The sequence below is a fragment of the Paenibacillus dendrobii genome (genome assembly GCF_009807035.1).
GTDB lineage: Bacteria > Bacillota > Bacilli > Paenibacillales > Paenibacillaceae > Paenibacillus_AQ > Paenibacillus_AQ dendrobii.
Window position 1 is genome coordinate 1,067,813 of record NZ_WUBI01000001.1, and the last position, 24,766, is coordinate 1,092,578.

22 protein-coding genes and 1 other annotated feature are annotated in these 24,766 nt (G+C 47.1%); of the genes, 2 read left to right on the forward strand and 20 right to left on the reverse strand.

The window, feature by feature from the left end:
• The first annotated feature begins 170 nt into the window (after positions 1-170).
• A complete protein-coding gene (locus tag GRF59_RS04505) occupies positions 171-1,034 on the forward strand; it encodes a pentapeptide repeat-containing protein (RefSeq protein WP_160496446.1) in 864 nt (287 codons plus the stop codon).
• Positions 1,035-1,132: 98 nt separating this feature from the next.
• Here the strand turns inward: GRF59_RS04505 and GRF59_RS04510 are convergent, their stop codons facing one another.
• From GRF59_RS04510 to GRF59_RS04545, 8 genes are all read right to left on the reverse strand, one after another.
• Positions 1,133-3,094 (reverse strand): elongation factor G, encoded by a 1,962-nt coding sequence (locus tag GRF59_RS04510; RefSeq protein ID WP_160496447.1) that lies wholly within the window; start codon positions 3,092-3,094, stop codon positions 1,133-1,135.
• Positions 3,095-3,201: 107 nt separating this feature from the next.
• Positions 3,202-4,881, reverse strand: a complete 1,680-nt coding sequence (locus tag GRF59_RS04515) for a glutamine--tRNA ligase/YqeY domain fusion protein (RefSeq protein ID WP_160496448.1) — start codon at positions 4,879-4,881, stop codon at positions 3,202-3,204.
• A gap of 69 nt (positions 4,882-4,950) precedes the next feature.
• Positions 4,951-5,210: a binding site (T-box leader), on the reverse strand.
• 30 nt (positions 5,211-5,240) lie between these two features.
• Positions 5,241-5,993: a DUF7002 family protein gene (locus tag GRF59_RS04520; RefSeq protein WP_160496449.1), complete on the reverse strand. Its 753-nt coding sequence runs from the start codon at positions 5,991-5,993 to the stop codon at positions 5,241-5,243.
• Between the two features lie 30 nt (positions 5,994-6,023).
• Positions 6,024-8,027: a Na+/H+ antiporter gene (locus GRF59_RS04525; protein WP_160498115.1), complete on the reverse strand. Its 2,004-nt coding sequence runs from the start codon at positions 8,025-8,027 to the stop codon at positions 6,024-6,026.
• Between the two features lie 190 nt (positions 8,028-8,217).
• Positions 8,218-8,964: a metallophosphoesterase family protein gene (locus GRF59_RS04530; RefSeq protein WP_202128488.1), complete on the reverse strand. Its 747-nt coding sequence runs from the start codon at positions 8,962-8,964 to the stop codon at positions 8,218-8,220.
• 198 nt (positions 8,965-9,162) lie between these two features.
• The gene (locus GRF59_RS04535; RefSeq protein ID WP_160496450.1) at positions 9,163-9,426 is read right to left on the reverse strand and encodes a hypothetical protein; all 264 of its coding nucleotides are present in this window, start codon (positions 9,424-9,426) and stop codon (positions 9,163-9,165) included.
• Between the two features lie 234 nt (positions 9,427-9,660).
• A complete protein-coding gene (locus GRF59_RS04540) occupies positions 9,661-10,119 on the reverse strand; it encodes a hypothetical protein (protein ID WP_160496451.1) in 459 nt (152 codons plus the stop codon).
• 241 nt (positions 10,120-10,360) lie between these two features.
• On the reverse strand, positions 10,361-10,774 hold the full coding sequence (locus tag GRF59_RS04545) for a hypothetical protein (protein ID WP_160496452.1): 414 nt from the start codon (positions 10,772-10,774) through the stop codon (positions 10,361-10,363).
• A gap of 222 nt (positions 10,775-10,996) precedes the next feature.
• On the opposite strand from GRF59_RS04545, the gene GRF59_RS04550 reads away from it, so the two are divergent.
• Positions 10,997-11,839 carry a DegV family protein gene (locus tag GRF59_RS04550; RefSeq protein WP_160496453.1) on the forward strand — a complete coding sequence of 281 codons (843 nt, stop codon included), beginning with the start codon at positions 10,997-10,999 and terminating at the stop codon, positions 11,837-11,839.
• Between the two features lie 146 nt (positions 11,840-11,985).
• On the opposite strand, the gene GRF59_RS04555 is transcribed toward GRF59_RS04550, so the two are convergent.
• The 12 genes from GRF59_RS04555 to GRF59_RS04610 form a co-directional block, all read right to left on the reverse strand.
• Complete coding sequence (locus GRF59_RS04555; RefSeq protein ID WP_160496454.1) at positions 11,986-13,089, reverse strand: Gfo/Idh/MocA family protein; 1,104 nt, start codon at positions 13,087-13,089, stop codon at positions 11,986-11,988.
• Positions 13,090-13,118: 29 nt separating this feature from the next.
• Complete coding sequence (locus GRF59_RS04560) at positions 13,119-13,838, reverse strand: ThuA domain-containing protein (protein ID WP_160496455.1); 720 nt, start codon at positions 13,836-13,838, stop codon at positions 13,119-13,121.
• A 36-nt stretch (positions 13,839-13,874) separates the two neighbouring features.
• A complete protein-coding gene (locus GRF59_RS04565) occupies positions 13,875-15,035 on the reverse strand; it encodes a Gfo/Idh/MocA family protein (protein WP_160496456.1) in 1,161 nt (386 codons plus the stop codon).
• Positions 15,036-15,069: 34 nt separating this feature from the next.
• The gene (locus tag GRF59_RS04570; protein WP_160498117.1) at positions 15,070-16,158 is read right to left on the reverse strand and encodes a substrate-binding domain-containing protein; all 1,089 of its coding nucleotides are present in this window, start codon (positions 16,156-16,158) and stop codon (positions 15,070-15,072) included.
• A gap of 199 nt (positions 16,159-16,357) precedes the next feature.
• Entirely contained in the window at positions 16,358-17,470 is a 1,113-nt protein-coding gene (locus tag GRF59_RS04575) for a DNA alkylation repair protein (RefSeq protein WP_160496457.1), read from the reverse strand.
• 172 nt (positions 17,471-17,642) lie between these two features.
• A complete protein-coding gene (locus tag GRF59_RS04580; RefSeq protein ID WP_160496458.1) occupies positions 17,643-19,343 on the reverse strand; it encodes an alpha-keto acid decarboxylase family protein in 1,701 nt (566 codons plus the stop codon).
• 57 nt (positions 19,344-19,400) lie between these two features.
• Complete coding sequence (locus GRF59_RS04585) at positions 19,401-19,889, reverse strand: DMT family transporter (RefSeq protein WP_160496459.1); 489 nt, start codon at positions 19,887-19,889, stop codon at positions 19,401-19,403.
• A 25-nt stretch (positions 19,890-19,914) separates the two neighbouring features.
• Complete coding sequence (locus GRF59_RS04590) at positions 19,915-20,613, reverse strand: Crp/Fnr family transcriptional regulator (RefSeq protein WP_160496460.1); 699 nt, start codon at positions 20,611-20,613, stop codon at positions 19,915-19,917.
• 63 nt (positions 20,614-20,676) lie between these two features.
• Positions 20,677-21,102 (reverse strand): DMT family transporter, encoded by a 426-nt coding sequence (locus GRF59_RS04595; protein WP_160496461.1) that lies wholly within the window; start codon positions 21,100-21,102, stop codon positions 20,677-20,679.
• Positions 21,103-21,301: 199 nt separating this feature from the next.
• Positions 21,302-21,766 carry a DUF1259 domain-containing protein gene (locus GRF59_RS04600; protein WP_160496462.1) on the reverse strand — a complete coding sequence of 155 codons (465 nt, stop codon included), beginning with the start codon at positions 21,764-21,766 and terminating at the stop codon, positions 21,302-21,304.
• Positions 21,767-22,002: 236 nt separating this feature from the next.
• Complete coding sequence (gene thrS, locus GRF59_RS04605) at positions 22,003-23,916, reverse strand: threonine--tRNA ligase (protein ID WP_160496463.1); 1,914 nt, start codon at positions 23,914-23,916, stop codon at positions 22,003-22,005.
• Positions 23,917-24,404: 488 nt separating this feature from the next.
• On the reverse strand, positions 24,405-24,746 hold the full coding sequence (locus GRF59_RS04610) for a DUF1801 domain-containing protein (RefSeq protein WP_160496464.1): 342 nt from the start codon (positions 24,744-24,746) through the stop codon (positions 24,405-24,407).
• Positions 24,747-24,766: the final 20 nt, after the last annotated feature.

Consider the following 24,766-nt stretch of genomic DNA (forward strand, 5'->3'; position numbering starts at 1 on the left):
CATGCTCTTTGGCGTTATTTCTCCGATATGCGGCTTTGGGAAGTTTATAATCTTTTCTTCATGATTAAAATCTTGATTCTCGCTTCAAAAAAATCCTCCCCTGATTCGTCTAATGATGTAAAATTTAATCAGAATAGATGATGATGACTTAAAGGAGATTTCACCATAATATGTCTACGAATCATGACCATTCACCATATGTACCCGAGAGAACCCATTTGCAGGCCGACTGCCAGCATTGCTTTGGTCTTTGCTGCGTCGCGCTTCCCTATTCCGCTTCGTCCGACTTTGCATTTGACAAAGAAGCCGGAGATCCCTGTCCGAATCTGCAGTCGGATTTTCGGTGCTGCAATCACACGGAGCTTAGACAGCGTGGTATGCGGGGATGTACCGTTTACGATTGCTTTGGAGCCGGGCAGAAGGTATCCCAAGTAACCTTCCAAGGATCAGACTGGAGACAGGCTCCGGAAACCGCAAAACGAATGTACGATGTATTTCCGATGATGTGGCAGCTTCATGAGCTATTATGGTATCTGACAGAAGCCTTGTCTTGGAATGCGACCCTTGAGATCCATGATGACCTTCGTTTAGCCGTTCAGGAAACAAACCGCTTGACGTTCTTAAGTCCAGAAGATCTGCTGCAGGTTAATGTCGCATCGCATCGCGCTGAGATCAATGTTCTGCTCCTCCGGACAAGCAAGCTTGTAAGAGAAGAGACAAGTCGAATGCACAAAGGTCCACGGAAAACACGCAACATTCCTGACCGGGGTGCAGATCTCATCGGAGCCAAGCTGAAAGGAGCCGACCTCAGATACCAAAGCCTGAGAGGCGCCTACCTCATTGCTGCCGATCTTAGAGGTGCGGATTTGCGGGTATCCGATCTGATCGGAGCGGATTTCCGCGACGCCGATATCCGAGGTGCCGACCTGACCGAAAGCCTCTTTCTGACGCAGGCTCAGCTGAATGCCGCAAAAGGTGATGCTTGCACTAAACTGCCCCCGATGCTCACGCGTCCATTCCATTGGGATTCCTAAGGAAAATAATATCTCGATTTGAATCCATACTCGGCGTGAAATGGAATCAAAGAAGCTTGCTGGATAACGCTCGGCAAGCTTCTTTGATTGATGAATCTTTAGCTCCGTATCATATACTTCTCGGCTTCATGCCATTCAACGCCAAATGCCTTTCCTTTGGAGCAAAAGATTGAACTGGAGGTATACTCGGGATCGGCATTTTTATTGTAGTTTTTGTTCGCGATGATATCTTGATAAGTCCGGCAGGGGTTATATCCGTTCAAACGCAACGTGAGAGCTCCCTTCCCTTTCGTAAACGAAGCCAGCTCAGAAGCATAATCCATAAACGCAGCAACGGGTGCTTCTCCAGTGAAAATGGCTGTATCTCCTATCATTTCCGGAGCCTCGAAGGTGCCTTGTGCCTGTTGTATATCCGACATTACTCTTCCGATATGTTCAGTGCCGACTTTAATCTTAAAGGCATAATACGGTTCCAATAATCGATTATCCGCTTTCTCGAGACCTTGACGAATTGCCCGCAGCGTTGCTTCGCGGAAGTCTCCCCCGGTTGTGTGCTTATTATGAGCACGTCCTGTCAGCAGCGTTATGACGATATCCGTTATGGGCGATCCGGTTAATATACCGCGATGATCCTTCTCAGTCACATGTTGTCCAACCAAATTTTGAAATCCAACGCTCAGATCACTCGGGTGGCAACCATTAACGAAGCTCACACCACTGCCTGCAGGCCCGGCTTCCATCTGTAAATGGACCTCGGCATAATGTCCGAGCGGCTCGAAATGTCCATATCCAAGCGTCTTCCCCTGAATCGTTTCTTTATATAATATCTCCGGTTTGCCAAACTGAACTGAAAGTCCGAACCGTTCCTGTGTAACCTGAGTCAGCACTTCCAGCTGAATGGTACCCATGACATGGATGTGCAGCTCTTGCAACAATTCATCCCACACAACGCCAAGAGCCGGGTCTTCAGCCTCCAGTATCCGAAAACATCGAAGCACTTCACGGATCGATACGGTACGGTCATAGATTACTTTCGATTTCAAAGCCGGAACAAGTTCATAAGGCATGCGTTCTTGAAAATCCCCCAGGCTATCCCCTGCCGAAACCATTGTGAGGCCCGTTACCGCAATTAACTGTCCCGCAGCAGCCTCGTCGATGAAAGCATTTTTTTCACCGTTGTATACACGGATTGAGGTAATTTTCTCTAGTTGTTCTTCCCCCGACATATTCGTATACTTTATTTCTTCTCTTACACTAAGTTTTCCCTGCAGTATTTTCAAAAATGTTAACCTTACTCCCTGTGGATCATGTCGGATTTTATAGACCCGCGCAGCGAAACTTGCTCCGGTATCATATGACGTTTCGGTAAGTAGATCCAGGTTGTCTAGAAAGTCAACGATTCCCCGATCCTGCAATGCCGATCCATGCATGACCGGAAAAACCATGCGACGCTGTAGCAAAGAACCTATTGACGACAAGATCATGGACGTACTAGCGTGACCATCCAGGTATGCGTTTAGCAGCGGCTCATCCCGTTCGGCATTGAATTCGATGACCTCTTCCGCTACTTCGTCCGATAATGACCCGGTTAAGAGGAACGCATCCGCTGTCAACTGCTGCCGGATCTGTTCCAGCACCGAGGCAACATCCGCCCCTTCCCTGTCTGTCTTATTTATAAAGAACACAACCGGAATTCCATACTTCTGCAAGAGCTGCCATACTGTCTCCGTATGACCCTCGACTCCTTCTACGGCGCTGACGATGATTACCGCATAGTCCATCACCTGGATTGCCCGCTCCATTTCGGCTGAGAAATCGACGTGGCCCGGGGTGTCTATTAAGCAATACTCCGAACTGCCGTAAGACATGACAGCCTGGTCCGCAAAAATGGTAATACCGCGGGCTCGTTCCAGTTCGTGGCTATCCAAAAAAGCATCCTTATGATCGACTCTCCCACGGTTGCGAATGCTGTTCGTATGAAAAAGAAGCTGTTCCGCGAATGTCGTCTTTCCTGCATCGACATGAGCCAGCAATCCAATGGTTTTATACATTTTACTCATGATATGATCACGTCCGTATGCTCTGTTTTCATTATTCTAACATTTCAAATTAAGTATATCAGAAATTGGACCGGACAATCGACGAGGCTTCATGGATCACAACGGCTTTATGCCTTACCCTTTTTCCATGTGTCTTTCAATGAGACGATGCGGTTGAACACCGGTTTATCCTCTGCAGCATACTTGGAATCAAGGCAAAAATATCCATGTCTAATAAATTGCACCTTATCATCCGCCCGTATATTTTTCAAACAAGGTTCCAGAATAGCTTCTTTCACAACCATTGATTCGGGATTGATGATTTCTTCCCAGCAATTATCCGATTCCGATAGGATCACGCCGTCCTTCAACAGGGGATTATACAAATGAATTTCTGCCGCGAATCCATGTTCAGCGGAGACCCAGTGGATCGTGGACTTCACTTTCCGAGCTTGAAACCCCGATCCGCTTCTCGTCAATGGATCATAACTGCAATGAAGCTCGGTGACTTCCCCTGTGGAGGGGTCCTTGACGACCTGTTCGCATGTAATAAAGTAAGCTCCCTTCAGCCGAACTTCCTTACCCGGTGACAACCGGTGAAATCCCGCAACAGGAACTTCCATAAAATCTTCCCGCTCAATATAAAGCACTCTGGAAAAAGCCACTTCCCTGCTGCCCATGGCCTCATTGCTTTCGTTATTTTTAAGCTCGAGCATTTCGGTTGTTTGATCCGGGTAATTCGTAATGATGATTTTAAGCGGCTCAAGCACAGCCATTCTCGTTAGCGCGCGATCCTCCAAGTCTTGTCGGATACATTGATCCAGCAGTGCCGCGTCAACCGTGGTATTTTGCCGGAATATGCCGATCTCATTCAGAAACCGTTGGATGCCTTCGGGCGTAACGCCTCTGCGTCTTAGACCTTTTAACGTGGAGAGCCTGGGATCATCCCAACCGTCGACATATCCATCTTCAACCAGCTCCCGCAGATATCTTTTGCTTGTGACTGCTCCCGATAGATTCAATCGTCCGAACTCCCTTTGTTTTGGAGGCTCAGGAGCCTGAAGCTCACTTAGAATCCACTCATACAATGGACGGTGGTCTTTAAATTCCGCAGAACAGAGAGAATGCGTAATGCCTTCAATCCAATCCTGGATCGGATGTGCAAAGTCGTACATAGGGTAGATGCACCAATCATTTTTTGTCCGATAATGTTCCGCGTGAATGATACGGTAAATGATGGGATCCCGTAGATTCATGTTCGGTGAGGACATATCGATTTTCGCGCGTAAAACTTTGGATGAAGACGGGTAGAATCCATTTTTCATTTGTTCAAAAATCTTCAGGTTTTCTTCGATGGACCTGTTCCGGTAAGGGCTATCCGTTCCAGGCTCCGTCAACGTTCCTCGATATACCGTCATTTCTTCCGGCGTAAGATCACATACGAATGCTTTTCCATTCAGAATCAATGTTGTGGCAGCTTCATAATAACGCTCTGAATAATCTGAACCGAAATACACTGGAGGATGAAGCCCAAGCCACTCGATATCTTCCCTGATGGAATCCACATATTTGATATCTTCTTTTAATGGATTGGTGTCATCAAAGCGCAGGTGAAATGTTCCGTTGAACGACGAAGCAATGGATTGGTTGATATGAATGGCATACGCACTCCCGATATGGAGGTGTCCGTTAGGTTCGGAAGGGAATCTTGTGGCAATGGACCTGCCGTAAACGCTGTTATCCCAATCCTCCTTAACCTGTCTCGTTAAATAATCTGACTCTTCTTCCTTCTTCACTTTCAAATCCATTCTAAGTACCTCCCATTGGATCGAATTTCAAATGACAAAACAAAAAAATCCCGTCTCCAAGACCATGGTCTTGGGGACGAGATTCGGTATCGTGGTGCCACCCCTGTGCATGAATATATCGCTATATCCATCTCTTCAGGTACGGCATTCACGCGGACTGCTTATACCCTAGCTCTGTAACAGGAGCTCCTGTCGTATCATCCCTTCTTGCAAAGATCCGATACGCCGCTCAGAGGCTTGTTTCAATGAACATCTTCCTGCTCCTTTTCAGCTGCCGGAGCTCTCTGCGAGGAATCCTGATCATCTACTCTTCTCATCATAGCGTTCATTAGTTTGGTACATATTATCATCAAAAAAAACTAAAGTAAACCATCACTTTCACCAATAGGTAACATATCTGCGGGTAACCTGTCGATAACGGAGCCATTGTTGAAGTCAGTCATCGGCCTCGCCATCTGCTTCCAATGAACGGGCAGCATTTCAGGATCTTCGACATAAATCATTCGCAAAACACGTGAAATATCTGTCACCTTCGCTTCGATAAGCACCTCACGCACTTCAGACGCTTTGACGGGTACGGTCTTGTTTAGTTTGATTTTGAAATCATCCAGGGCTACGAACATTTCCGGACTTTTTCTGTATGTACAATGCTTCGGAAATCGCGGTGAGCTTCCTGAATCGTATTTGGAAAGCGACACATGCGAGAAATTCTCCATTAGCAAAGAAAAAGCATCCAATACCAGCACGGCAAAATTTTCATCCGGTTCCCGTCTGGAGTAGGTCTCCATCATCTTCTGGCAATCTTTCATGGTTGGCCAAAAAAATACATGTTTATCCAGGAAAGACCGAAATTCCTCCAAAGTGCATCCCGCTTCCATCATGTGCTCCGGTATCCGTAAATGGGCATTTATGGTAACGGGATATTTGCCATAGTTAACTTCTTTGGGTTTCGTACGCCGCTCCCCGGTACAATAAGGGTGGATGCTGTAACTGGACAATAATGAATCAAGATGAGCAATAGCCTGCAAATTCCTGACTCTGGTGAAATGATAAAGAAATTTTCTGTTATGGGTTGGCGTTATGGATTGGATAACATCCTCTTTACTCCGCATGTGCGCTCCCCCTGATCATGTAGTTGCATGTTATTCATGCTCTTCGGCTTCTTCATGTACCGTCAGTGTTTCATAAACATGACCTTCGTGATAATTCACATCCATACGGAGATTACTGGCGAGTGTGCGGCTGATCTCGCCTTTTTCATACATGCTCTGGATTTCATTACGCTCGGCCTGAATTGCCTTCAGTTCAAGCTCTCTGCCCCCTTCACTCGGTTTATTACCGGATTCGTCATGTGTCCCGTTCAGAAGCTGCATCTCCAACCCCCGGTAATCCGCAATAATCGTCTCTATGGTATCATGGTTCGTTGAGGTTTCCATCGATTTCACTTGTGATATCGCCCCGCGGATCGCTTCAAGCTTCAGCGCTTTGTACACACCCCATTTGGGATGGGAACGGTTGATCTTCTTGTTCTTCATGAACAGTCTCTGCAGGAGTCGCTTCACCGCTGCCCAAACCAGAATCAGAAGCTTCATCAATTTCAGTCGGGTGGTCAGCAGCATCTCCACCTTACTGATCGAGGTTTGGAACTTATCCGCCATTTTGGGTGAAATCTGCTCCTCTTCCAACCATTTTTCGGCAACTTTCCGCTCCGCCTTCAAGGCTTCCAAGCGGATATCCAGTGCTTCTCTCCATGCATTTCCGAGTTCCGTCTTGTTCTTCAACTTGGCTAATTGCAATCTGTAGGTGTAGGAAGAAATAAGGCCCATTCCCTCTTGCTTGTTCTCTTCCGTCATCTCCTCGCGGATCGCGTTCAATCCGGCCTCTAACACCCGTATCCGGGCAATCCGTTCATTCTCCTCCAGTTCACCCGGATCCGTCTTGGCTTCCCTTGTCAGAATCGGCAGTAATGCGCTGGCGACGATGAGCGTGATCAGAATAACGCCTGAGCATATAAACAGGATTAAACTTCTCTCGGGAAACGGACTTTGATCCGCAAGAGTCAGTGGAATGGAGAATGCAGCCGACAAGGTTAATGCCCCCCGGACGCCGGAGAGCGCCGTCAGCAACGCCGAACGAAAATGACGGTTAGCAGCCCATACCCATAGAAAACGGAGAAGAATGAGTACTGCGGTAATGAGCAAGATATATCCAATCACTTGCCCGTTATTGTAAGCCGGATCTTTCCACACTTCCGAGATGACACCCGGAATTTCGAGTCCCAGCAGAATGAAGACCAGACCATTAAGCGAAAAAAGAATGACCGACCAGGTGCTGTCCGATACAATGCGAAGACGAGCCGAGCCCCTGCGCATCCGATCTCGTTCTATGGCGTGCGTGACGCCTGCTGCCACAACCGCCAATATACCGGAAACATGAAACTCTTCGGCAATCCAGTAGATCATGAAAGGCGTCAGAATGATGATGAGCATGTGCAGCGTGACGTCCTCCATGCCCAACCGCCGCAGCTGCATACGCATTCCGATAACCAGGAAGCCCAGCAGCGCCCCCACGATAATGCCTCCAATTGCGATTACCAGAAAGCTCCCGATGGCTTTGGGCAGCGAAAAGTAACCCGTCACGGTTGCAGCGATGGCGAAGTTAAACGCAACCAGGCCGGAAGCATCATTCATTAAAGCCTCGCCCTCAAGAAGCCTCATAATTTTGCCTGGAAGCTTCACTCTTCCGGAAAGCGAACCGACCGCTACTGCGTCCGTAGGCGAAAGAATGGCCGCTAACGCAAAAGCCGCCGACAGAGGAATGGCAGGAATAATCCAATGAATGAACGGCCCGGCGATGAGAACCGTCGCAAAAACAAGACCCAGCGCCAGAAGTAAAATACTGGAACGGAGCTTCCATAACTCATCACGAGGTGTGATTTTACCATCATTAAAGAGCAGAGGCGCGATGAACAGCAATAAGAACAGCTCCGGATTAAGCGGAATGTGGTGCATTCCCGGCACAAAAGTCACAATTACCCCGAGAGCAATCTGAATCAACGGAACCGGGATCAACGGCAAGAAATGATTGACGACATTGGATATGCCAATCAGGATGAGTAATACAAGAACCATGAGGAATATTTCCATGCGCCATCCATCTCCCTTTTTAATTTCCATATTTCAGAACATTCATCAGTACCTATATCTTTCATGTGCAGCTTATGGTTGAATTTACATTTATTTTGATCCATTTCATGAAAGATCATTACACACCAATAATTTACCAATGATTAAAGGTTCAAAGCATATAAAAAAACCCGCTTAGCAGCGGGTCTCGTTACGTCACTTCAATTGCATCAAATAGGGATGGATAATCCTTAAGAATATAATATGTTTTGTATTCATCACTTTCATCGATCTCCAAACAATTAAGCTGCTTACCAAAAACGCATCCACCATCGATCCCGATTTTATCTCCCAAAGAACTAAACCATACATTCTCCGAATCATGCAGGTTAACGACTGGCGTATGACCGAATACTACCGTTTTGTCCAGTCCGGTCGGGTGGTTATAGAAGTTCTCCCTGATCCAGATGAAATCCGCAGAAGTCTGCTTCTTCCATTCGTCAACGGCAGGATTTATACCCGCGTGGACAAAAATATGGGAGTCCGATTCATAATACAGATCCAATGAGTTCAGAAATTCAACATGATGCATATAGTTATTTTTGATCAATTGCTTGGCTTCGTTAAATCTCCCCCTGTCCAGCTCTTCTCCAAAATAATCCGCACCGCAATAACTTTCAATGGTTTGACGCGCTCCGTTTCGGATCCATCTGGAGTCCAGGTCCTCCCTTTCTTGCATCAATGCATCGTACATCATCTGATCATGATTGCCCCGGAGAGCGATCACGCCGAATTCCTCTTTCAGCGCCTTGACCTGTTCAAGAACATCCTTGCTTCTCAAACCGCGATCGACATAGTCGCCAAGAAGTATAAGCTTGTCATTTGCTGAATCGAATTGTACCTTTTTTAAAAGCTGATTAAATTGTTCATAACATCCATGGATATCACTTATCGCCAAAGTTCTGATCGTAATCTCCCCTTTATGTTGTGTTTTCGGAAAGTCAGGTCCTCTCTGATCACTTCCGAAATTCCCTCATGCGTCTCATATCATTATTATAACGCTTGTCCATCATGACGCGGAATCCCCGAAAATGAATAAAACCAACTCCCGAAAAGGAGTCGGTTTGTTGAATTAATGCTATACCCGATTGAATAATCAGACCAGGGAATCCTGTTTCTTCGCGCGGCTCTTCTTCATGACGGCAAACAATCCAATGACACCATACATCGGAATGACAAAGTAAAAGGCAACCGTCAGATAAAAAAGTCCGTTCGGGTTATTGTTCAATCCAAATCCAACCGCAAGTCCTATAAACAGCAATGCGTTCATTATATTCGCAATCAAGATTTCATGTTTTTTGCCGAAAATCAATACTCCGATCATGGCGGCGGTGAACAATACAAGAATCAACGTGGTCATGGATAACTCCTCCTAATAACAATGATGCTTTATCATACGCTCTGATTTTGCATCGATTCACAATTTAGACACATTTAAGTTATCTCAAAGATACCACATTTAAACAGAAGTGAAAAGGCTTTCATTCAATATCATCATAAAAATGGCCGAAAACCTCATCCCGGCGGATCTTAAAATAAAAAAGCCGCTTAGAAAGCGGCTTCCAAATCCTCTTTTCACTTAGGTATATAGGAATTATTCATGGGGTTGAAAAAAACGTTCGACGGTTTCTACATCAAACTCATTTCTAATGACATAAGAGCGACTCTTGTCTTTCGTCTTCGCCGGATCATATATCATCATGTATTTATCATCATAAAGCGTCATATAAAAGTTCTTGTCATCATTAAGATGTATCGTCATCCAATATGAAACCCTAAAATCAAAGCTTGAGGCGCGGGTTTCCCTTAGTTTCACTTCTGAGAATGCCTTCATTACATTGGCGATGGCCTGCTTATCTGTGATGTTCACCTCTCGATTCTGATCTAATTTAAAACTTCTGATCTCCATGGAAGTAACCTCTTTGCCATCGATAATCCCTGACACAACATGATTAAAGGAAGTATACATTTGAACCAAATTGAAAATGGAACCCGCTACCGCTAATACATATAAAAGAACAAATAAAGGAATGTATTTATCATATTTTTTCATGTACTCTTACTCCCTATGAATGATATGACCCCGTTTCTTTCGAATGAAGCCAACATTAGCAATATGCGAGTTGTTATGTGCCGACATAGACCTAGAAACGTTATCTGTATTATACCATTTTCTAGAAAACATGTTCATGCTGATGCCCAATGGATTTAAATAAAAACACCGACAAGGATTGGCTCAACCGTTTCCTGTCGGTGATCTTAAGCATAACCATTCTATGGATGCGGATGTCTGATTACTTGAAAATTCCCATTAAAGGCATAATCGTTCTCACCATATTCATTCCAAGCCGAATATGCGGGATCATTTGCCCAAATAGACCAAACATGCCTCTCCCGTTACTTCCATTTCTGATACTTCCCCCAACCGCTCTTTGACGGGATGCACCACGGGCAGATCCGCCAAGTAATAAGCTTAGCAGGCCGGATACTTGCGCTTTATTCCCCCCCCTTACGATGGAATTCGGAATTCCCCGATCCGTTCGCAATTCGGATAATTTCACGCCATGCCGATCTATGCCGCTCATCGTCCCTACATAATAACTGCCGTCTTTCATGATAACCAGCACCGGTTGTCCGATCCATCTGGCTGATGCTTTATTTCGTTTTATTTTCTTCTTTGCAGGCATCTCGTTCACCTCGGAATTCATTATTATAAATATCAATGTATTCGTTTTTCCGGCACGACGTTTGTGCCATTTGTCATTAACATTCAGTAACGAAAATCCGGCTTCCCAAGGTGAAATAGACTTCCTCTCAAATATAAGGTAGAGTTAGATTACCTCAATATATGCAAGGTGGAGCTGCATGGTATAACAACATCTTGATATGTGAGGATTCGTCCACATGGACAACGAAGGAGCATCTGCCTTATGCCGATCAAGATTATCACCGACAGTGGTTCCGACTTGCCCCTTGAGTACATTGAGAAATTCAATATTTCAATTGTTAAACTCGCGGTACATTTTCACAATGAAAAGATGCATGATGATATGGATTCCTGCGCATTTTATGCCAAGATGAAAGAATCCCAAGACCTTCCAACAACGGCAAGTCCCAGTCCGCATCAATTCCTGGAGAAATTCAAAGACGTGGATGATGGCACGGATATTCTCGTCATCTGCATGTCTTCCAATATCAGCAGCACCTATCAGGCAGCGTTGATAGCCAAAGAGATGTACGAAGAAGAAGGACTTTCGAACCGGGTTGAGGTCATTGACTCCAAGACGTTTTCTGGCGGGTTGTCCCTCCTCGTCGCCCTGGCTGCAAAATGGTCACAAACCAGCACATGCATTATGGAACTCAAAGATAAAGTTCATCAGCAGGTGAAGGGTGTAAGCGCATTCTTCACTTTAGATACATTAGAGAATGTTATTAAAGGCGGCCGGCTAAGCCGGTTGTCCGGAGCAGTAGCTTCCGTGCTCAATATTAAACTGCTATTGAAAGTCAGCGAAGAAGGAACCGTCGAAGTCGTTGAGAAAAACCGAGGCTTCCAAAAGGCATTGTGCAGCATTATGGCACGGCTAGAAGAAAAGCAGCATGATTATGATAAAGGCATCCTCTCGATCGTTCACAGCAACTGCGAGAAACGGGCGCTTGAATTTAAGGAGCGAATTTTGGAAAAACATCCTTTCAAGGAAATTCTCTTCTCCAACATGGGCCCGATCATGGGCGTATATGCCGGTGAAGGCGGCATTGGAGTAGCCTTTTCCTAATACGACGGAAAAAGAAAGGCTGACAACGGTAGGTTACCGGGGTCAGCCTTTCTTAGTTTGATCATCTCATCCATCCCTTCAACCTGCAATTATTCGAATAGGAAGGATCTCATGATCGATGTAATAAGTTTTTCAGCTTGGATGAATTAGTCCAGAATGCCAAATGGCAGATTTTGCGGCATGGGTTGCGGGCGTTCGCAAGTGCTTGTCATCGTAACGTACCGGTCCTGCTCGGAAGATTCCAGGAAAGCATGCATAGCCTCCAGAACGTGATAACCAAGTTCCCCATTCGCCCGGTTGATCCGTGAACCGTTCAAGGCGTACACCATATCAAGCACCCCGATTCCCCGAGAATTTCCGGTGTAACCGTGAGATAACGGCATCTCCTTCCAGTCGGTAGAGTCATGACGCCTCAACAGAACGGGTCCGCCAAAGGAGTTAGGGTCCGGAACGCTCAGCGTGCCCTGGCTTCCATAGATTTCAATTCGCGGAAGCTGGCTGTCACCGAACACATCGAAGGACGTAATCATGGTTCCCACGGCACCGCCATGAAATTCGAGCACCCCTGCCACGTGGGTAGGCGTCTCTACTGTAATGATCTGTCCATACTTCTTGCTGCTCGTGATTGTCCGCTCCGGATACGATATTTTCGTCATCCCGGCGATCCGCTTGATAGGTCCCAACATGGAAACCAAGGCTGTTAGATAATAGGGTCCCATATCGAACATCGGGCCCCCGCCCTTGGCATAATAAAACTCCGGATCCGGATGCCAATGCTCATGTCCTCTCGCCATCATGAAAGCCGTGGCTCCCACAGGCGTGCCTATCCAACCGTCCTCGATCAGCTTGATGCAGGTCTGAATTCCCCCGCCAAGGAATGTGTCCGGAGCACTGCCAACGAGAAGCCCCTTCTCCTTCGCTTTGGCAATGATTGCCTGACCTTCTTCTTTGCTCACGGCTAGCGGCTTTTCAACATAGACATGTTTCCCGGCCTCTAATATCTCAAGACATACTTGGCTGTGAGCCGCGGGAATGGTGAGATTCACAACGAGCTCGATCTCCGGATCTGCGAGGAGTTCGCTAACGGAGCAGCCTTTGGGAACCCCGAACTCTTCAGCCCTGGCCTTTGCCCGCTCGAGATCCAGATCCGCACATGCGGACACCTGTACAGCACTGAATTTCTTCAAATTTTCAAAGTAAACCCCGCTGATATTTCCGCAGCCGATAATGCCAACATTCACTCTTTTCATCGAATGGCCTCTCCCATCTATGTGGTATGTTAAACTTGACTATCTTGCATGCCCGTATAAGCACCATCTGAGCTCTTTCCTTCAACCTGCGCTTTGCCTTCAGCTACCCACAGGAAACCTCTTCGCATCATTTCCTTCACGGGAGCAAGTTCGATCACGTCAGCCTGATGTCCAAGCGAGCAATAAAATACTCTGCCAACGCCCCATCGCTTCGTCCATACCACAGGCATATCGACCGCTTTATTATGAATGTGGGGACCATCCGCAACTGGAAAACGGGTTGTAGCCAGCACTTCGATTGCCGGATCGACATGGAGATAATATTGCTCCGTGGACACGTCGAAATCCTCTATGCCTTCCACGAGCGGGCTGGATGAATTGACGATGTTAATCCGATGATTCGTGCCGTCATTGCCCGGATGCGCTACCCAATTACCGCCCGTCATGAACTGCCAATCCACATTGCTGCGAAAGGCATCACACATCCCGCCATGACAGCCGGCCAGCCCGACTCCGCTTTGCACGGCCGCCGACACGTTGTCTACTCTCTCCTGACTGATCTCTGACATGGTCCACACCGGAATAATCAGATCAAGCGATTTAAGCTTCTCCGCATCATCAAATGCCGCGAGCGTATCAGAAACTTCCACATCATAGCCTTCGTTTTCCAGAATCCCGCGAAAGATAGCCGACACTTCTTCAGGCTGGTGCCCAAGCCATCCACCCCAGACGATGAGTGCTTTTTTCATGTGACATACATCTCCTTCTATTTCGAATGTTGTTCCTTACAGCTCTTCCGTACGAACCCAGCGCCTTTCGGCTATAGAGACTTCAACGGCTTCTAATACCTGCTGGCATTTCACGCCATCCGCGAAATTCGGAACAGGTTGACGGTCTTCCTCAATCGCCTGCAGCAGCTCAACCGTTTCATGGATGAAGGTATGCTCGAAACCAATCGTATGGCCAGGCGGCCACCAGGCTTCAGCATAGGCATGCGCGGGATCAGTCGCAAGAATACGCCGGAATCCCTGTACATCCTCGGTATCATCCGTAAAATATACCTGCAGTTCGTTCATCCGTTCGAAATCGAATTTCACGCTGCCTTTGCTGCCATTGATCTCGAAGGAATTCGTGCAACGGTGGCCAGCAGCAAATCGCGTTGCTTCGAAGCTGCCTAACGCTCCATTCTCGAAGCGAACCATGAACAAGGTGGCATCGTCGACAGTGACGGTGCCCCTTTCGTTATGAAGACCTCCTTTGGCGCTCAGCCCGCTCATGGAACCCGGAATCGGACGTTCTTTAACAAAAGTCTCGCTCATGCCAATCACTTCACGAATATCTCCTAGAAGAAAATGGGCCAAATCAATCGTATGAGCACCTAAATCACCATGGGAGCCGGAGCCGGCAATATCCTTTTGCAACCGCCAAACGAGTGGAAAATCCGGATCGATGATCCAGTCCTGCAGGAACCACCCACGAAAATGATAGATTTGTCCTAGACGGCCTTCCTGGATCAGTTTGCGGGCGAGCTGTACTGCGGGGGCAAAACGATAGTTAAACCCGACCATATGTTTCACGCCTGCTGCTTCTGCAGCCGCGAGCATTTCACGTGAATCCTTCAAGGACAGAGCCAGGGGCTTCTCGCAGAACAAATGCTTTCCTGCTTGCGCGGCCGCGAGTACGATCTCTTTGTGCATATCACTGGGCGCGTTAATGTCAATGAGATCAATATCATTTCGTTGCACCAGCTCATTCCAGTCCGTCACGTACTCGTTCCAACCGAACTGCTTCGCCGCCTGGGCAACGCCTTCTTCATCCCGTCCACAAACCGTCTGCATCACGGGATGAATCGTATCCGGAAAAAACATCGGAATGTCCCGGTATGCATGACTGTGAGCCTTACCCATAAATTTATAGCCTATCATTCCCACGCGAAGCTGCTTCATTGATTTCCATCCTCCTTTTTCATATGGAACTTTTTCATTCAAGCGATGTCTGGTTGCTCATGCTCGATGAACGAATCACCAAATTTGTTTCCATTTGAATCTGGTATAGAGGATCTGCTGCTCCCGTCTCTTCAGCATCTGTTGTTGATCCCGAAGCCCGTAAGAGCACCCACTTGGCAGCCGCCTTGCCCATCTGATAAAAAGGTACGGAGACGCTTGTGAGCGGCGGATCCGTTATTCTTGCACCGTCTGAATCGTCATAGCCGGCAATGGCTATATCCACCCCCGGAACAAGCCCGAGATCCCGAAATCCCTGCATCAACCCGATCGCCATACGGTCGTTTGCAGCAAATACGGCGTCAATGCAATCCCTGTTTTGAAAGAATCGCGAGGCAGCCTCGTAACCACTTGTTCTGCTGTAGTTTCCCGTGCCCAGCCACGCTGGAGGAATCGTCTCGGTGAAATCATTCTTACGTTTGAATATTCCAGCTTCTGTCATCGCCCGGATGTATCCCTTCAACCGATCCGTACTGTTGGAATACTGTGGAGGTCCATTCAGAAAGGCGATTCTTCGATGCCCTTCCTCCAGTAAATGCTTAACAGCGTGATAAGCCCCCTGCTCATGATCTGCATCCACTTCCGGGAATTGCTCATCGTCAAAATGCTGATTGACTAGACAAAAGGGATATCCTTCGTCTTTAAGCTCTTTTAGTGCTTTACGTTCCTCAGGCGTGTCCGTTGTCCCAAGCAAAATGCATGCGTCTACCTTCTGTGATCGAAACAAATCGATGTAACCGTTATCAAGACCGGGTTTACGAAAAATCAAAAGCATGTCATACCCGAGCTCACGAACCTGTTCACCAATGCCATTTAAGATCTCGGAAAAATAGTACGTCGAAAAGATGTGCACTTTTGGTACATACGGAAGGACAACTCCCAAATTCCCGCTCCTGCGGCGGGCGAAATTTTGGGCAATCGCGCTTGGGTAGTAGCCAAGCCGTTCTGCCGCTTCACGGACCCTTTGCTTCGTCTCTTCTTTGATCGGGCCAACATTGTTGAGTACCCGGGAGACCGTCGCCTCGGATACTCCGGCCATTTGGGCAACCTCTTTTCTGCTAACGATATGGAATCACACCCTTTATTCTATCGATGAAAGTTTCATGAAATACTCTATGATGAATTTTATGTACGCGCGTACATTATCACTTATATCTTAGCGTGTTGTCAATAGTCTAAACGTCAGAAAAAGCACCGGGATTCGTCCGCGATGCTTTTTCTGACGTGAATATTCTATTCCACACTTCAACAAATCTTTATTTATATCAAAGAGAACACGCTTCAAGAATGAGTGTCGTTTCAGCAACTTCCTGCCCGTTCACAAGCAGGGCAATCCGATGCTCCCCCGGGTAATGGCGCCGGGTTGTGAGGTCGGCCCAGCCGTGCTTGCGTTTTCCTGACAGACTCGTACCGCCGGGAACGCTTTTGTCGGACAGCAGAAACAATTTGCGTGCGGCTTGCCCGTTCGCCTTGATAAAATAAATTCCATACTCAATCCGAATTCGTGCAGGCTCCCCTTCCCTTATATGGAGTTGATAGTGAATCTCACTGCTTTCTCCTATGGAAAGAACCTCCGGTCCAATGGACAGACTTGCAGACACGACGAGTGGTTCGCTTTCATCCGAACTGGAATAACCGAAAATCCCCATGATTTCAGGATCAGCCTTGCGGATCAAGTTCCGGCAAGCATGTCTGACGATCCAGTTCGTATCGGGATTGCTACCTATCCACCGTTTGGCAATGCCGATCACAATTGCAGGATGATCTTTGGTAATATCGTTCAAGTTGTTGGCAACGCTCTTACGGACATAGAGCGATGGATCCTCCTTTAACTGCTCCAGTATCGGAAGCACGAGTCCAGGATCCCGCTTGAACATCGTCAGCGCTTGTCCCCAAGGTAATCTCGGCCTGCAGCCCTCGCTTGCCAGACGCCTGACATGCTCATTCGAATGCTTGGACCAATCCAGCATTTGCTGCATCATTCTGTCGGTATCGCGGATAATGAATGATCTGACCGCAAATTCGGCAGACGATCTCTGCGTGAAGCGTTCCAGGGCAGTCATCGAGAGGTTCCAATCTTCTTCAGCTTGACCGTATACCTCAACAAAGTCAGGGAAAAACAGGTATGGAAACCCCACACATTTTTCATCGATCTGAAATAAAACCGCGAGTGCCTCCTCATAAGATGCCGGCAGAAACTCGCCCAACGTTTCACTGATCCGGCGGGTTCTCGCTTTGAGTGCGAGTTCTTCCCAAGAATCGTCCATAATTTTGTTGGTAAATCCCTCAATATCAAATGGATTGTAAACAGACTTCACCTGTTCTCCAAATCCACGAAGAAATTTTTCATGATAAATCGATTTTAATGCTTCGGCCACGATGATCCCCCTTACCTTAGTGTTTCGTTGTACTTGTAAAGTGAATGTATCCTATCTTGGACCGCTTGTACAGCAGTGCGATGCTAATCATCTCAAGTTCATGCAACCATATGACAAAAGCGAGGGTTCAGCAGCCGCTGCTTCCCTCGCTTTGTTGTAATCATGGATTCATCTAACTTCGCTGTTTCTCCTGCTTTTCCATGTAGTCACGCATTTTATGCATATAGTCCGGTCCATCCATCGGATCGCTCACGATCATCTCAATGATGCATAACTCCCTGCTGCACTCTTGTTCAGCACGGCTTATGGCGTCATCCAGCTCCCTATTAGTTCTGACGGTCACAGTATAAGCATCCCCTCCGAATGCTTCTGCGAGCTTCGTGTAAGACCATTTTGGAATTTTATTATAGGTCTGATTTTCGGTTTTAACATTTAAGTACTTCTCGATCGTATAGCCATCGTTATTCAGTACGAAAATAATCGGTTTGCAGCCATAATACAGCATGGAGCTGATTTCCTGCGCTGTAAGCTGAAGTGAACCGTCACCTGTAAACAGCAGAACCCGGCGTGTGGGGGCTGCGATGCAGGCACCGTAAGCTGAAGGTGTGGCATACCCGATGGACTGCCATCCCCCTTCTGCGATATAGGTCACGCCACGCGGCAGTTTGACCTGCGACATTCCGTAAAAGAAGGTGCCCGTCTCGACAACCACCACATCTCCTTCTTTCAACATACGCTGAAAGCGGGGATAATAGGAAGCTGCCGAGAGCGGATCATCCGGATTGCCTACCATGGGATCATAAGGTGCGGGAGAAGGATTCGCAGCGCTATCCTCCTTGTATCCGACTTTTTGCAGAGCAAGCAGGATATCCGCTGCCATCACGCTAGGGTACTCCGCTGCGCCAACCTTCACACGATCTGGCTGGATGTCAACTGTCCGAAGTGGATTCAATTGTGCCGTGAAATTGGCGGTATTCGTATCCGCCCATACCAGCCCTACCGTAATCACGCAATCCGCATTTTCGACGGCAGTCCGTACTTCCGGACTTCCAAACGCCCCCCCGTACATGCCAAGGAACAACGGATGGCTTTCGTCGAATGCGCCTTTTCCGAAGAGCGTCGATGCCACCGGTACGTTCATGGATTCTGCCAACTTGCGCACGTATTCCTGCAGATGAAACCGCATTGTTTTGACATCCGCCAAGATCACCGTATTCTTCGACTGATTCAACATATGCTTGATATGCTCCACAGCAGCCTTCATGGTTGTAGGATTCGTCATTTCTTGGGGTATAGCCGTTACATGGTGAGCCATGATTGGTTTGGTTACCAAATCATCAGCCACCACAAGATAAACCGGCTTCTTTTGCTGCTTGGCGATTTGGATAGCGTTGGGAATTTCTATGGCTGCATTCTCTGGAGTAAGTACTGCAGTATAGGCCGTGATGGGTTCATATACTTTGCGAAATACATCATAATCGCCATTCATTAATGTATGATGCATGAGTTTACGCTCTTTTTGATCCTTGTCCGGCGGAGAACCCACGATGTGAATAATAGGTACATGCTCGCTATTAGCGCCCGCAATCGCGTTACATGCACTCATTTCACCAACGCCGAAAGTCGTAATAAGTGCCGATATGCCATTGAGTCTCGCATACGCATCGGCAGCGTATCCCGAATTGAGCTCATTCCGTCCGTTAACGAACCGTATTCCGGCGCATCTCTCAAGCGTATCGAGCAACGTAAAGTTATAATCGCCGGGAACGCCGAAAATATCAGTGATTCCCTCTTCCTTTAAACGATCATAAAGGTACTCTCCCAGCGTTTTTGACAGTGCTGCTCCGGTTGGATTCGCTTTGTTTGTGTTCATCCGATAACCTCCTGACCAGAATAATGTTCTGTATAACATTACCCGATCCTGGAAAGGTTATTCGATTGACGATGCGGCCAAACCATGCTCATTGGTCATTCTCTTCTTCTCGCGTCCACCCAGCTTGAACACGACAATCCCACCAACGACCACCAGTACGCCAATCAACTGCTTCAACGTAAAATCAACCTTTTCCAGCCCGAGCCAACCCATCGAATCAAATAGTAATGCAAATCCGAGCTGTGCGCACATGCTGATCGAAACCGCAAATGTTGGCCCAAGACGGTTAATCCCTTGTACCATACAGGTTACGACACCTACACCGATCAATCCGCTGAACATGTTCCACGTCTTCATGTGGTGAAGATTGAACATTTCCGTTCCTTCAAAAATCAAACCCAGCGTAAACGAAGCAGCGAAACCCAAGCCAAGCACGATGGTGGTGGTCGTCCAGGAACCCACATGCACGTTGACTTTATTGTTAAATATATTCTGCAAACTAACGAGCGAGCCAGCCAGCAGAGCGAGTACTATTCCCAATATCATATTCGAATCTCTCCTATTCCCATCATTATTCGTATATGCTGTGTCCTGCGATATCCGTGAGACGGTCTCTATCTCTTACATGAATGTAGCCTTTGCCCCGCTCCAGAATACCCTCGTTGCATAGCTGCAAAATCACCCTGTTCAAGTGCCTGTAACTCGTTCCGATCAGGTTCGCTGCATCCCGAAGCTCTGAGGTGCTAAGCTGCCCTCTGAATAGCACGTCCGACGGATCAAAAGAAACCGACAGGATGTAACTGGCCAGCCTAACCTCCACCGGATACATGAGGTTAAAACTGAGTGCATTGGATTTCATATAGAACTTTCCTGTAATGATCTTCAGTAAAAATTTCAAGAGTGGCATATGATCTTTACCATACGCGTCCAGCCATTGATGATGTATACCAATCATCGATACCGGAGTTACCGCCTCGACTGTATTGATAAAATCCGCTCCCTGAATATATTCGATATCCCCGATCATTTCGAGCGCATTTTTAAAGGAAATGATCAATGTTTTGCCTTCCGTCGATGTATTATAAACCTTGATTTTCCCTTTCACGAGAACATATAAATATTGGGCCGGCTGCCCCTGGGAACAGATCAATTCCCCTTTTTCATAACTGAACAGGCACATATGTGAAATCAGCGGTTCGTTAAAGATGGCTTCGAGCTGATGATCCTTCATATATTCGGCCAATTGTTTTGGGTCTTTCAACTCTTTCATTCTGGCATCCCCCAGCATTCAAATGTGCTGCATATCAACATACAACCCGGGTTCATTATACGTTTAAAATTTAAGGATCACCACACCCGCAATCATCATGACAAGGCCGATAAACTGCGGAAGCCTCATTCTTTTCTTTTGCAAGCCAAACCATCCATAATGATCCATCAGAAAAGTCAGCGCCAACTGGGCGATGATCACAAGAGCGACGGTCAGCGTTACGCCAACATGTTGAATCGCCGTAACGTTGCTGAAAATAATAACGGCCGCATATGCCCCGGCACTCAGGTATAACGGTTTGACCTGCTTAAAGCCCTGCCAATTCACGTCACGCATCGCGAGCAGTACGATTAATGCTGCAACAAACCCTGTAAACTGCGTAAGAGCGGCAGCCTGCCAAGTGCCAATACCTTGGCTGATCCGGGAGTTGGCTACGCCTTGAAGCGTAATAAACGCCCCTCCTAAAAATGCAAAAATAATTCCCTTCATCTACTTATCCCCTCAAGTAATGTGTTGTTTGATAATCATTAAATAATAAATCCTCGTTTGAATGAAAGGACATATGTCCCGAAAAGAAAAATCGATTCCGAAAAGCAAAAACCAACCCGCTTCCATGAATGGGTTGGTTTCTTTTTCTCCAAAACGGAAAGGTCCATCAAATCCTTCAAATGATTGGTTCAACTCGCGGTTACTTGCGGTTGGTCGCTTCGATTGCGGCTTTGACCGTGCCGGCGAGAGCTTCCTCCTTACCCAATGCCTGAAAATGCAAATAGAGAATCTGAGGCTGTTCTCCAATCTGATGATTGTGCAGAGCTGAAATTTCAATGTTCCCTTTACGTAGGGTATCGATAACCCGATTCACTTCGCTGCCGAGAAGAGCAAACTCCCCAATCACGGCCGTTTGATCCCCTACATTCTCGAAATTGGCGCCAAACCCCAGTTCGACCGTATCCGGAGATAGAGATACCCCAAGAATCGATATCGCAATATCATGCCGCATTATTCCCAGCTTGCAGACGCCATTCACCTGTTTAACATTCGTTTTGAATATATGTTCAATCTCCTTGCAATCATTGCTTTTCGCTCCCAGAGAGGTTCCTGCGGGTATACACAGCAAGCTAAACGCAATTAGTAACGAAATCGTTCTGTTCATGTCAATTCCTCCTGATGTAAGGACTGGCAACGGAATTGTTATATTGTTCCACGACGTACAGGCGGTATTCATGGTTGGTACGAGAAGGAAGCAAAAAAACCACATAGCTTGCGAGAATTTCTTCTCGCTTGGCCATGTGGCTTGATGGAAGTTTGTATAACAATACTTGAACGGGGCATTTTCTCGACTAACTGATCATCATTTGACTATATTGCAAATGATAAATTTTTGTTCCATTACGCTTTGGCTGCGATTTCCCGCTGAATTCGCTCCGTGATTGCCTGAACCGTACTGGAACCCAAATCTCCTTCTCCCCGCTTCCGTACAGATACGCTCATTGAGTTTTTCTCGTTCTCTCCAAGGACCAGCATGTATGGAACCTTTTCAAGCTGAGCTTCACGGATTTTGTAGCCGAGTTTTTCGTTCCGGATATCGATATCCACCCGGATTCCCGCCTCAGCAAGCAATTGCTTGACCTGAAATGCGTAGTCGACGTAATTTTCAGATACGGGCAGCAGCTTGGCATGGACGGGCGACAACCACAGCGGAAAAGCTCCGGCATAATGTTCCGTCAGCATGCCCATGAAACGGTCAATCGACCCGTACACTGCACGGTGGATGACAACCGGCCGATGTTTTAGGCTGTCTTCCCCGACGTAAGTGAGCTCGAATTTCTCGGGCATTTGGAAATCAAGCTGGATCGTACCGCACTGCCAGCTTCGTTTAAGAGCATCCAAAATGTGAAAATCAATTTTCGGTCCATAAAATGCACCATCGCCTTCATTGATCCGGTATTCGATACCTCGGTTATCCAGCACGCTTTGGAGCGATTGCTCCGCTTGATTCCAAAGCTCGTCAGACCCCATCGAATCCTCCGGGCGCGTGGACAACTCAATTTGGTATTCGAATCCGAACACTTGATACATATGGTCAATTAGCTCGATAATTCGTCCGATCTCCTCTTCGATCTGTTCCGGCAGAACGAAAAGATGGGCGTCATCCTGACAAAACGTCCGCACCCGCATCATGCCGTTTAACGCCCCGGAAAATTCATGCCGGTGGACTTGGCCAAACTCCGATATACGAATCGGAAGTTCCCGGTAGGAACGCAGCTTATTTTTAAAAATCAGCATATGTCCTGGACAGTTCATCGGTTTAAGGGCATATTTCGTATCATCGACGTTCGTGAAGTACATATTGTCTTTATAATGATCCCAATGACCGGATTGCTCCCAGACCTGGCTATTCATCATGAGCGGCGTACGAACTTCATCGTAATCTCTCTGCATCTGCTGTTCACGCGCAAAGTTCTCAAGCTCTGTACGGATCGTCATTCCTTTTGGCAGATAAAAAGGCATCCCGGGCGCTTCTTCCGAAAACATGAACAACTCGAGCTGCTTGCCAAGCTTGCGGTGGTCGCGCTTTTTGGCTTCCTCCAAAAAATGAAGATGCTCGTCAAGCTGGGCTTTCTTCGGGAACGCCGTTCCGTAAATGCGCTGGAGCATTTTGTTGTTCGAATCCCCTCGCCAATAAGCTCCCGATACGTTCAAAAGCTTAAATGCCTTGATTAACCCTGTCGATGGTAAATGCGGACCCCGGCACAAGTCGAAAAACTCTCCCTGCTCGTAGATGCTTATGACCGCATCTTCAGGCAAATCGCGGATCAGCTCCAATTTTAGCGGATCATCCAGTTGCTCAAAAATACGAATGGCTTCTTCTCGGCGCACGACCCTGCGGACAATCGGCAGGTTTTCCTGCGCAATTCGGGACATTTCTTTTTCGATAGCCTCCAAGTCCTCTGTAGACAATGGCTGCGCGATATCGATGTCGTAATAGAAGCCGTCTTCGATCACGGGTCCGATTCCGAGTTTGACGGCTTCGGAGCCATAGATCCGTTTAATGGCCTGCGCCATGAGATGGGCAGTACTGTGTCTATAGATTTCCAAACCGTCCGGGCTGTCCAGCGTAATAATCTCTAGCTGGCAATCTTCCTCAACGGATTGATTCAGATCAACGAGCTTGCCGTCTATTTTGCCAGCAACGGCATTTTTCTTCATTCCCATACTGATGGATTCCGCAATTTGGTAGACTGTGGTACCTTGCTGATACCTCCTTATTGTTCCATCTGGCAGCTTAACGTTGATCTCCATGATTGATTACCTCCATTTCTTCGGTTTTGTTTAATTTATGAACGCAAAAAAACGCATCTCTCCACCAAGGGACGAGTGCGTTCAGCTCGTGGTTCCACCCTAATTCAACCTGCAGCAATTCCTTTGGACCCAAGGCCCAAGTTGCAATTGCAGGTTCTTATTGGTATCCGTTAACGGGGACAAACCGGTGTCGCTTACTGCCGCATTCCATTCCGAATGCAGGTTCAACGCCACGGCTACAAAGGGGTAATTTCAAACCGGTTTCCGGAGAAGCTTTCAGCTAGCGCTCCTCTCTCTGGGCCGTCCGTATAAGAAATCATGTCTTTGATCAAAGCCGAATGTAGAATTAACGTTATTATAAACCATAACCTCATGATAAAGTCAAGCAAAAAAATCAGAGAATTGAAAAAGAAAACATCGCACGAAATCGCGCGATGTCAGTTAATTGATATATATATGTTATGTATATCCCCGCTGATAGCAAAGGATTAGAATGCTGAGGATGCTTGGCTGACCAAGGCAGTAAGCTGATTCGTATCAACAGTTTGTCCTTGTCGCAGCTTAATGGTTTTCCTTTCCGGCGGGCCGTCGAATAATCCTTCGGGGAGTTCAAGCTGAGCCGCATTGAAGATCGTGAAGCTCATAGCATCCTTCGAAGGCGATATCACGGCTGCATATTTCCCGTTTTTCAAAAAATGCGGCTTCTTATACTGTATGCGTTCCTGCACTTCTGGTATCGCCGCATGGACAACCTCGCGCAGGTTTCTTGCCACCTCAACCTGCCATGGTACTTGGATCGCTTCGATAAACTCGGTAACTTCTTGGTTCATGATATCGTCTCCTTTGATAT

Bases quoted from the DNA above. Each gene is read 5' to 3' on its own strand.
- GRF59_RS04585 (WP_160496459.1), bottom strand. From the start codon at position 19,889: ATGATATTGGGAATAGTACTCGCTCTGCTGGCTGGCTCGCTCGTTAGT.
- GRF59_RS04515 (WP_160496448.1), bottom strand. From the start codon at position 4,881: ATGGATTTGAAAGTGAAGAAGGAAGAAGAGTCAGATTATTTAACGAGA.
- GRF59_RS04550 (WP_160496453.1), top strand. From the start codon at position 10,997: ATGCCGATCAAGATTATCACCGACAGTGGTTCCGACTTGCCCCTTGAG.
- GRF59_RS04505 (WP_160496446.1), top strand. From the start codon at position 171: ATGTCTACGAATCATGACCATTCACCATATGTACCCGAGAGAACCCAT.
- GRF59_RS04545 (WP_160496452.1), bottom strand. From the start codon at position 10,774: ATGAATTCCGAGGTGAACGAGATGCCTGCAAAGAAGAAAATAAAACGA.
- GRF59_RS04560 (WP_160496455.1), bottom strand. From the start codon at position 13,838: ATGAAAAAAGCACTCATCGTCTGGGGTGGATGGCTTGGGCACCAGCCT.
- GRF59_RS04600 (WP_160496462.1), bottom strand. From the start codon at position 21,766: ATGAACAGAACGATTTCGTTACTAATTGCGTTTAGCTTGCTGTGTATA.
- GRF59_RS04580 (WP_160496458.1), bottom strand. From the start codon at position 19,343: ATGAACACAAACAAAGCGAATCCAACCGGAGCAGCACTGTCAAAAACG.
- thrS (WP_160496463.1), bottom strand. From the start codon at position 23,916: ATGGAGATCAACGTTAAGCTGCCAGATGGAACAATAAGGAGGTATCAG.
- GRF59_RS04555 (WP_160496454.1), bottom strand. From the start codon at position 13,089: ATGAAAAGAGTGAATGTTGGCATTATCGGCTGCGGAAATATCAGCGGG.
- GRF59_RS04595 (WP_160496461.1), bottom strand. From the start codon at position 21,102: ATGAAGGGAATTATTTTTGCATTTTTAGGAGGGGCGTTTATTACGCTT.
- GRF59_RS04610 (WP_160496464.1), bottom strand. From the start codon at position 24,746: ATGAACCAAGAAGTTACCGAGTTTATCGAAGCGATCCAAGTACCATGG.
- GRF59_RS04590 (WP_160496460.1), bottom strand. From the start codon at position 20,613: ATGAAAGAGTTGAAAGACCCAAAACAATTGGCCGAATATATGAAGGAT.
- GRF59_RS04525 (WP_160498115.1), bottom strand. From the start codon at position 8,027: ATGGAAATATTCCTCATGGTTCTTGTATTACTCATCCTGATTGGCATA.
- GRF59_RS04510 (WP_160496447.1), bottom strand. From the start codon at position 3,094: ATGAGTAAAATGTATAAAACCATTGGATTGCTGGCTCATGTCGATGCA.
- GRF59_RS04540 (WP_160496451.1), bottom strand. From the start codon at position 10,119: ATGAAAAAATATGATAAATACATTCCTTTATTTGTTCTTTTATATGTA.
- GRF59_RS04535 (WP_160496450.1), bottom strand. From the start codon at position 9,426: ATGACCACGTTGATTCTTGTATTGTTCACCGCCGCCATGATCGGAGTA.
- GRF59_RS04520 (WP_160496449.1), bottom strand. From the start codon at position 5,993: ATGCGGAGTAAAGAGGATGTTATCCAATCCATAACGCCAACCCATAAC.
- GRF59_RS04565 (WP_160496456.1), bottom strand. From the start codon at position 15,035: ATGAAGCAGCTTCGCGTGGGAATGATAGGCTATAAATTTATGGGTAAG.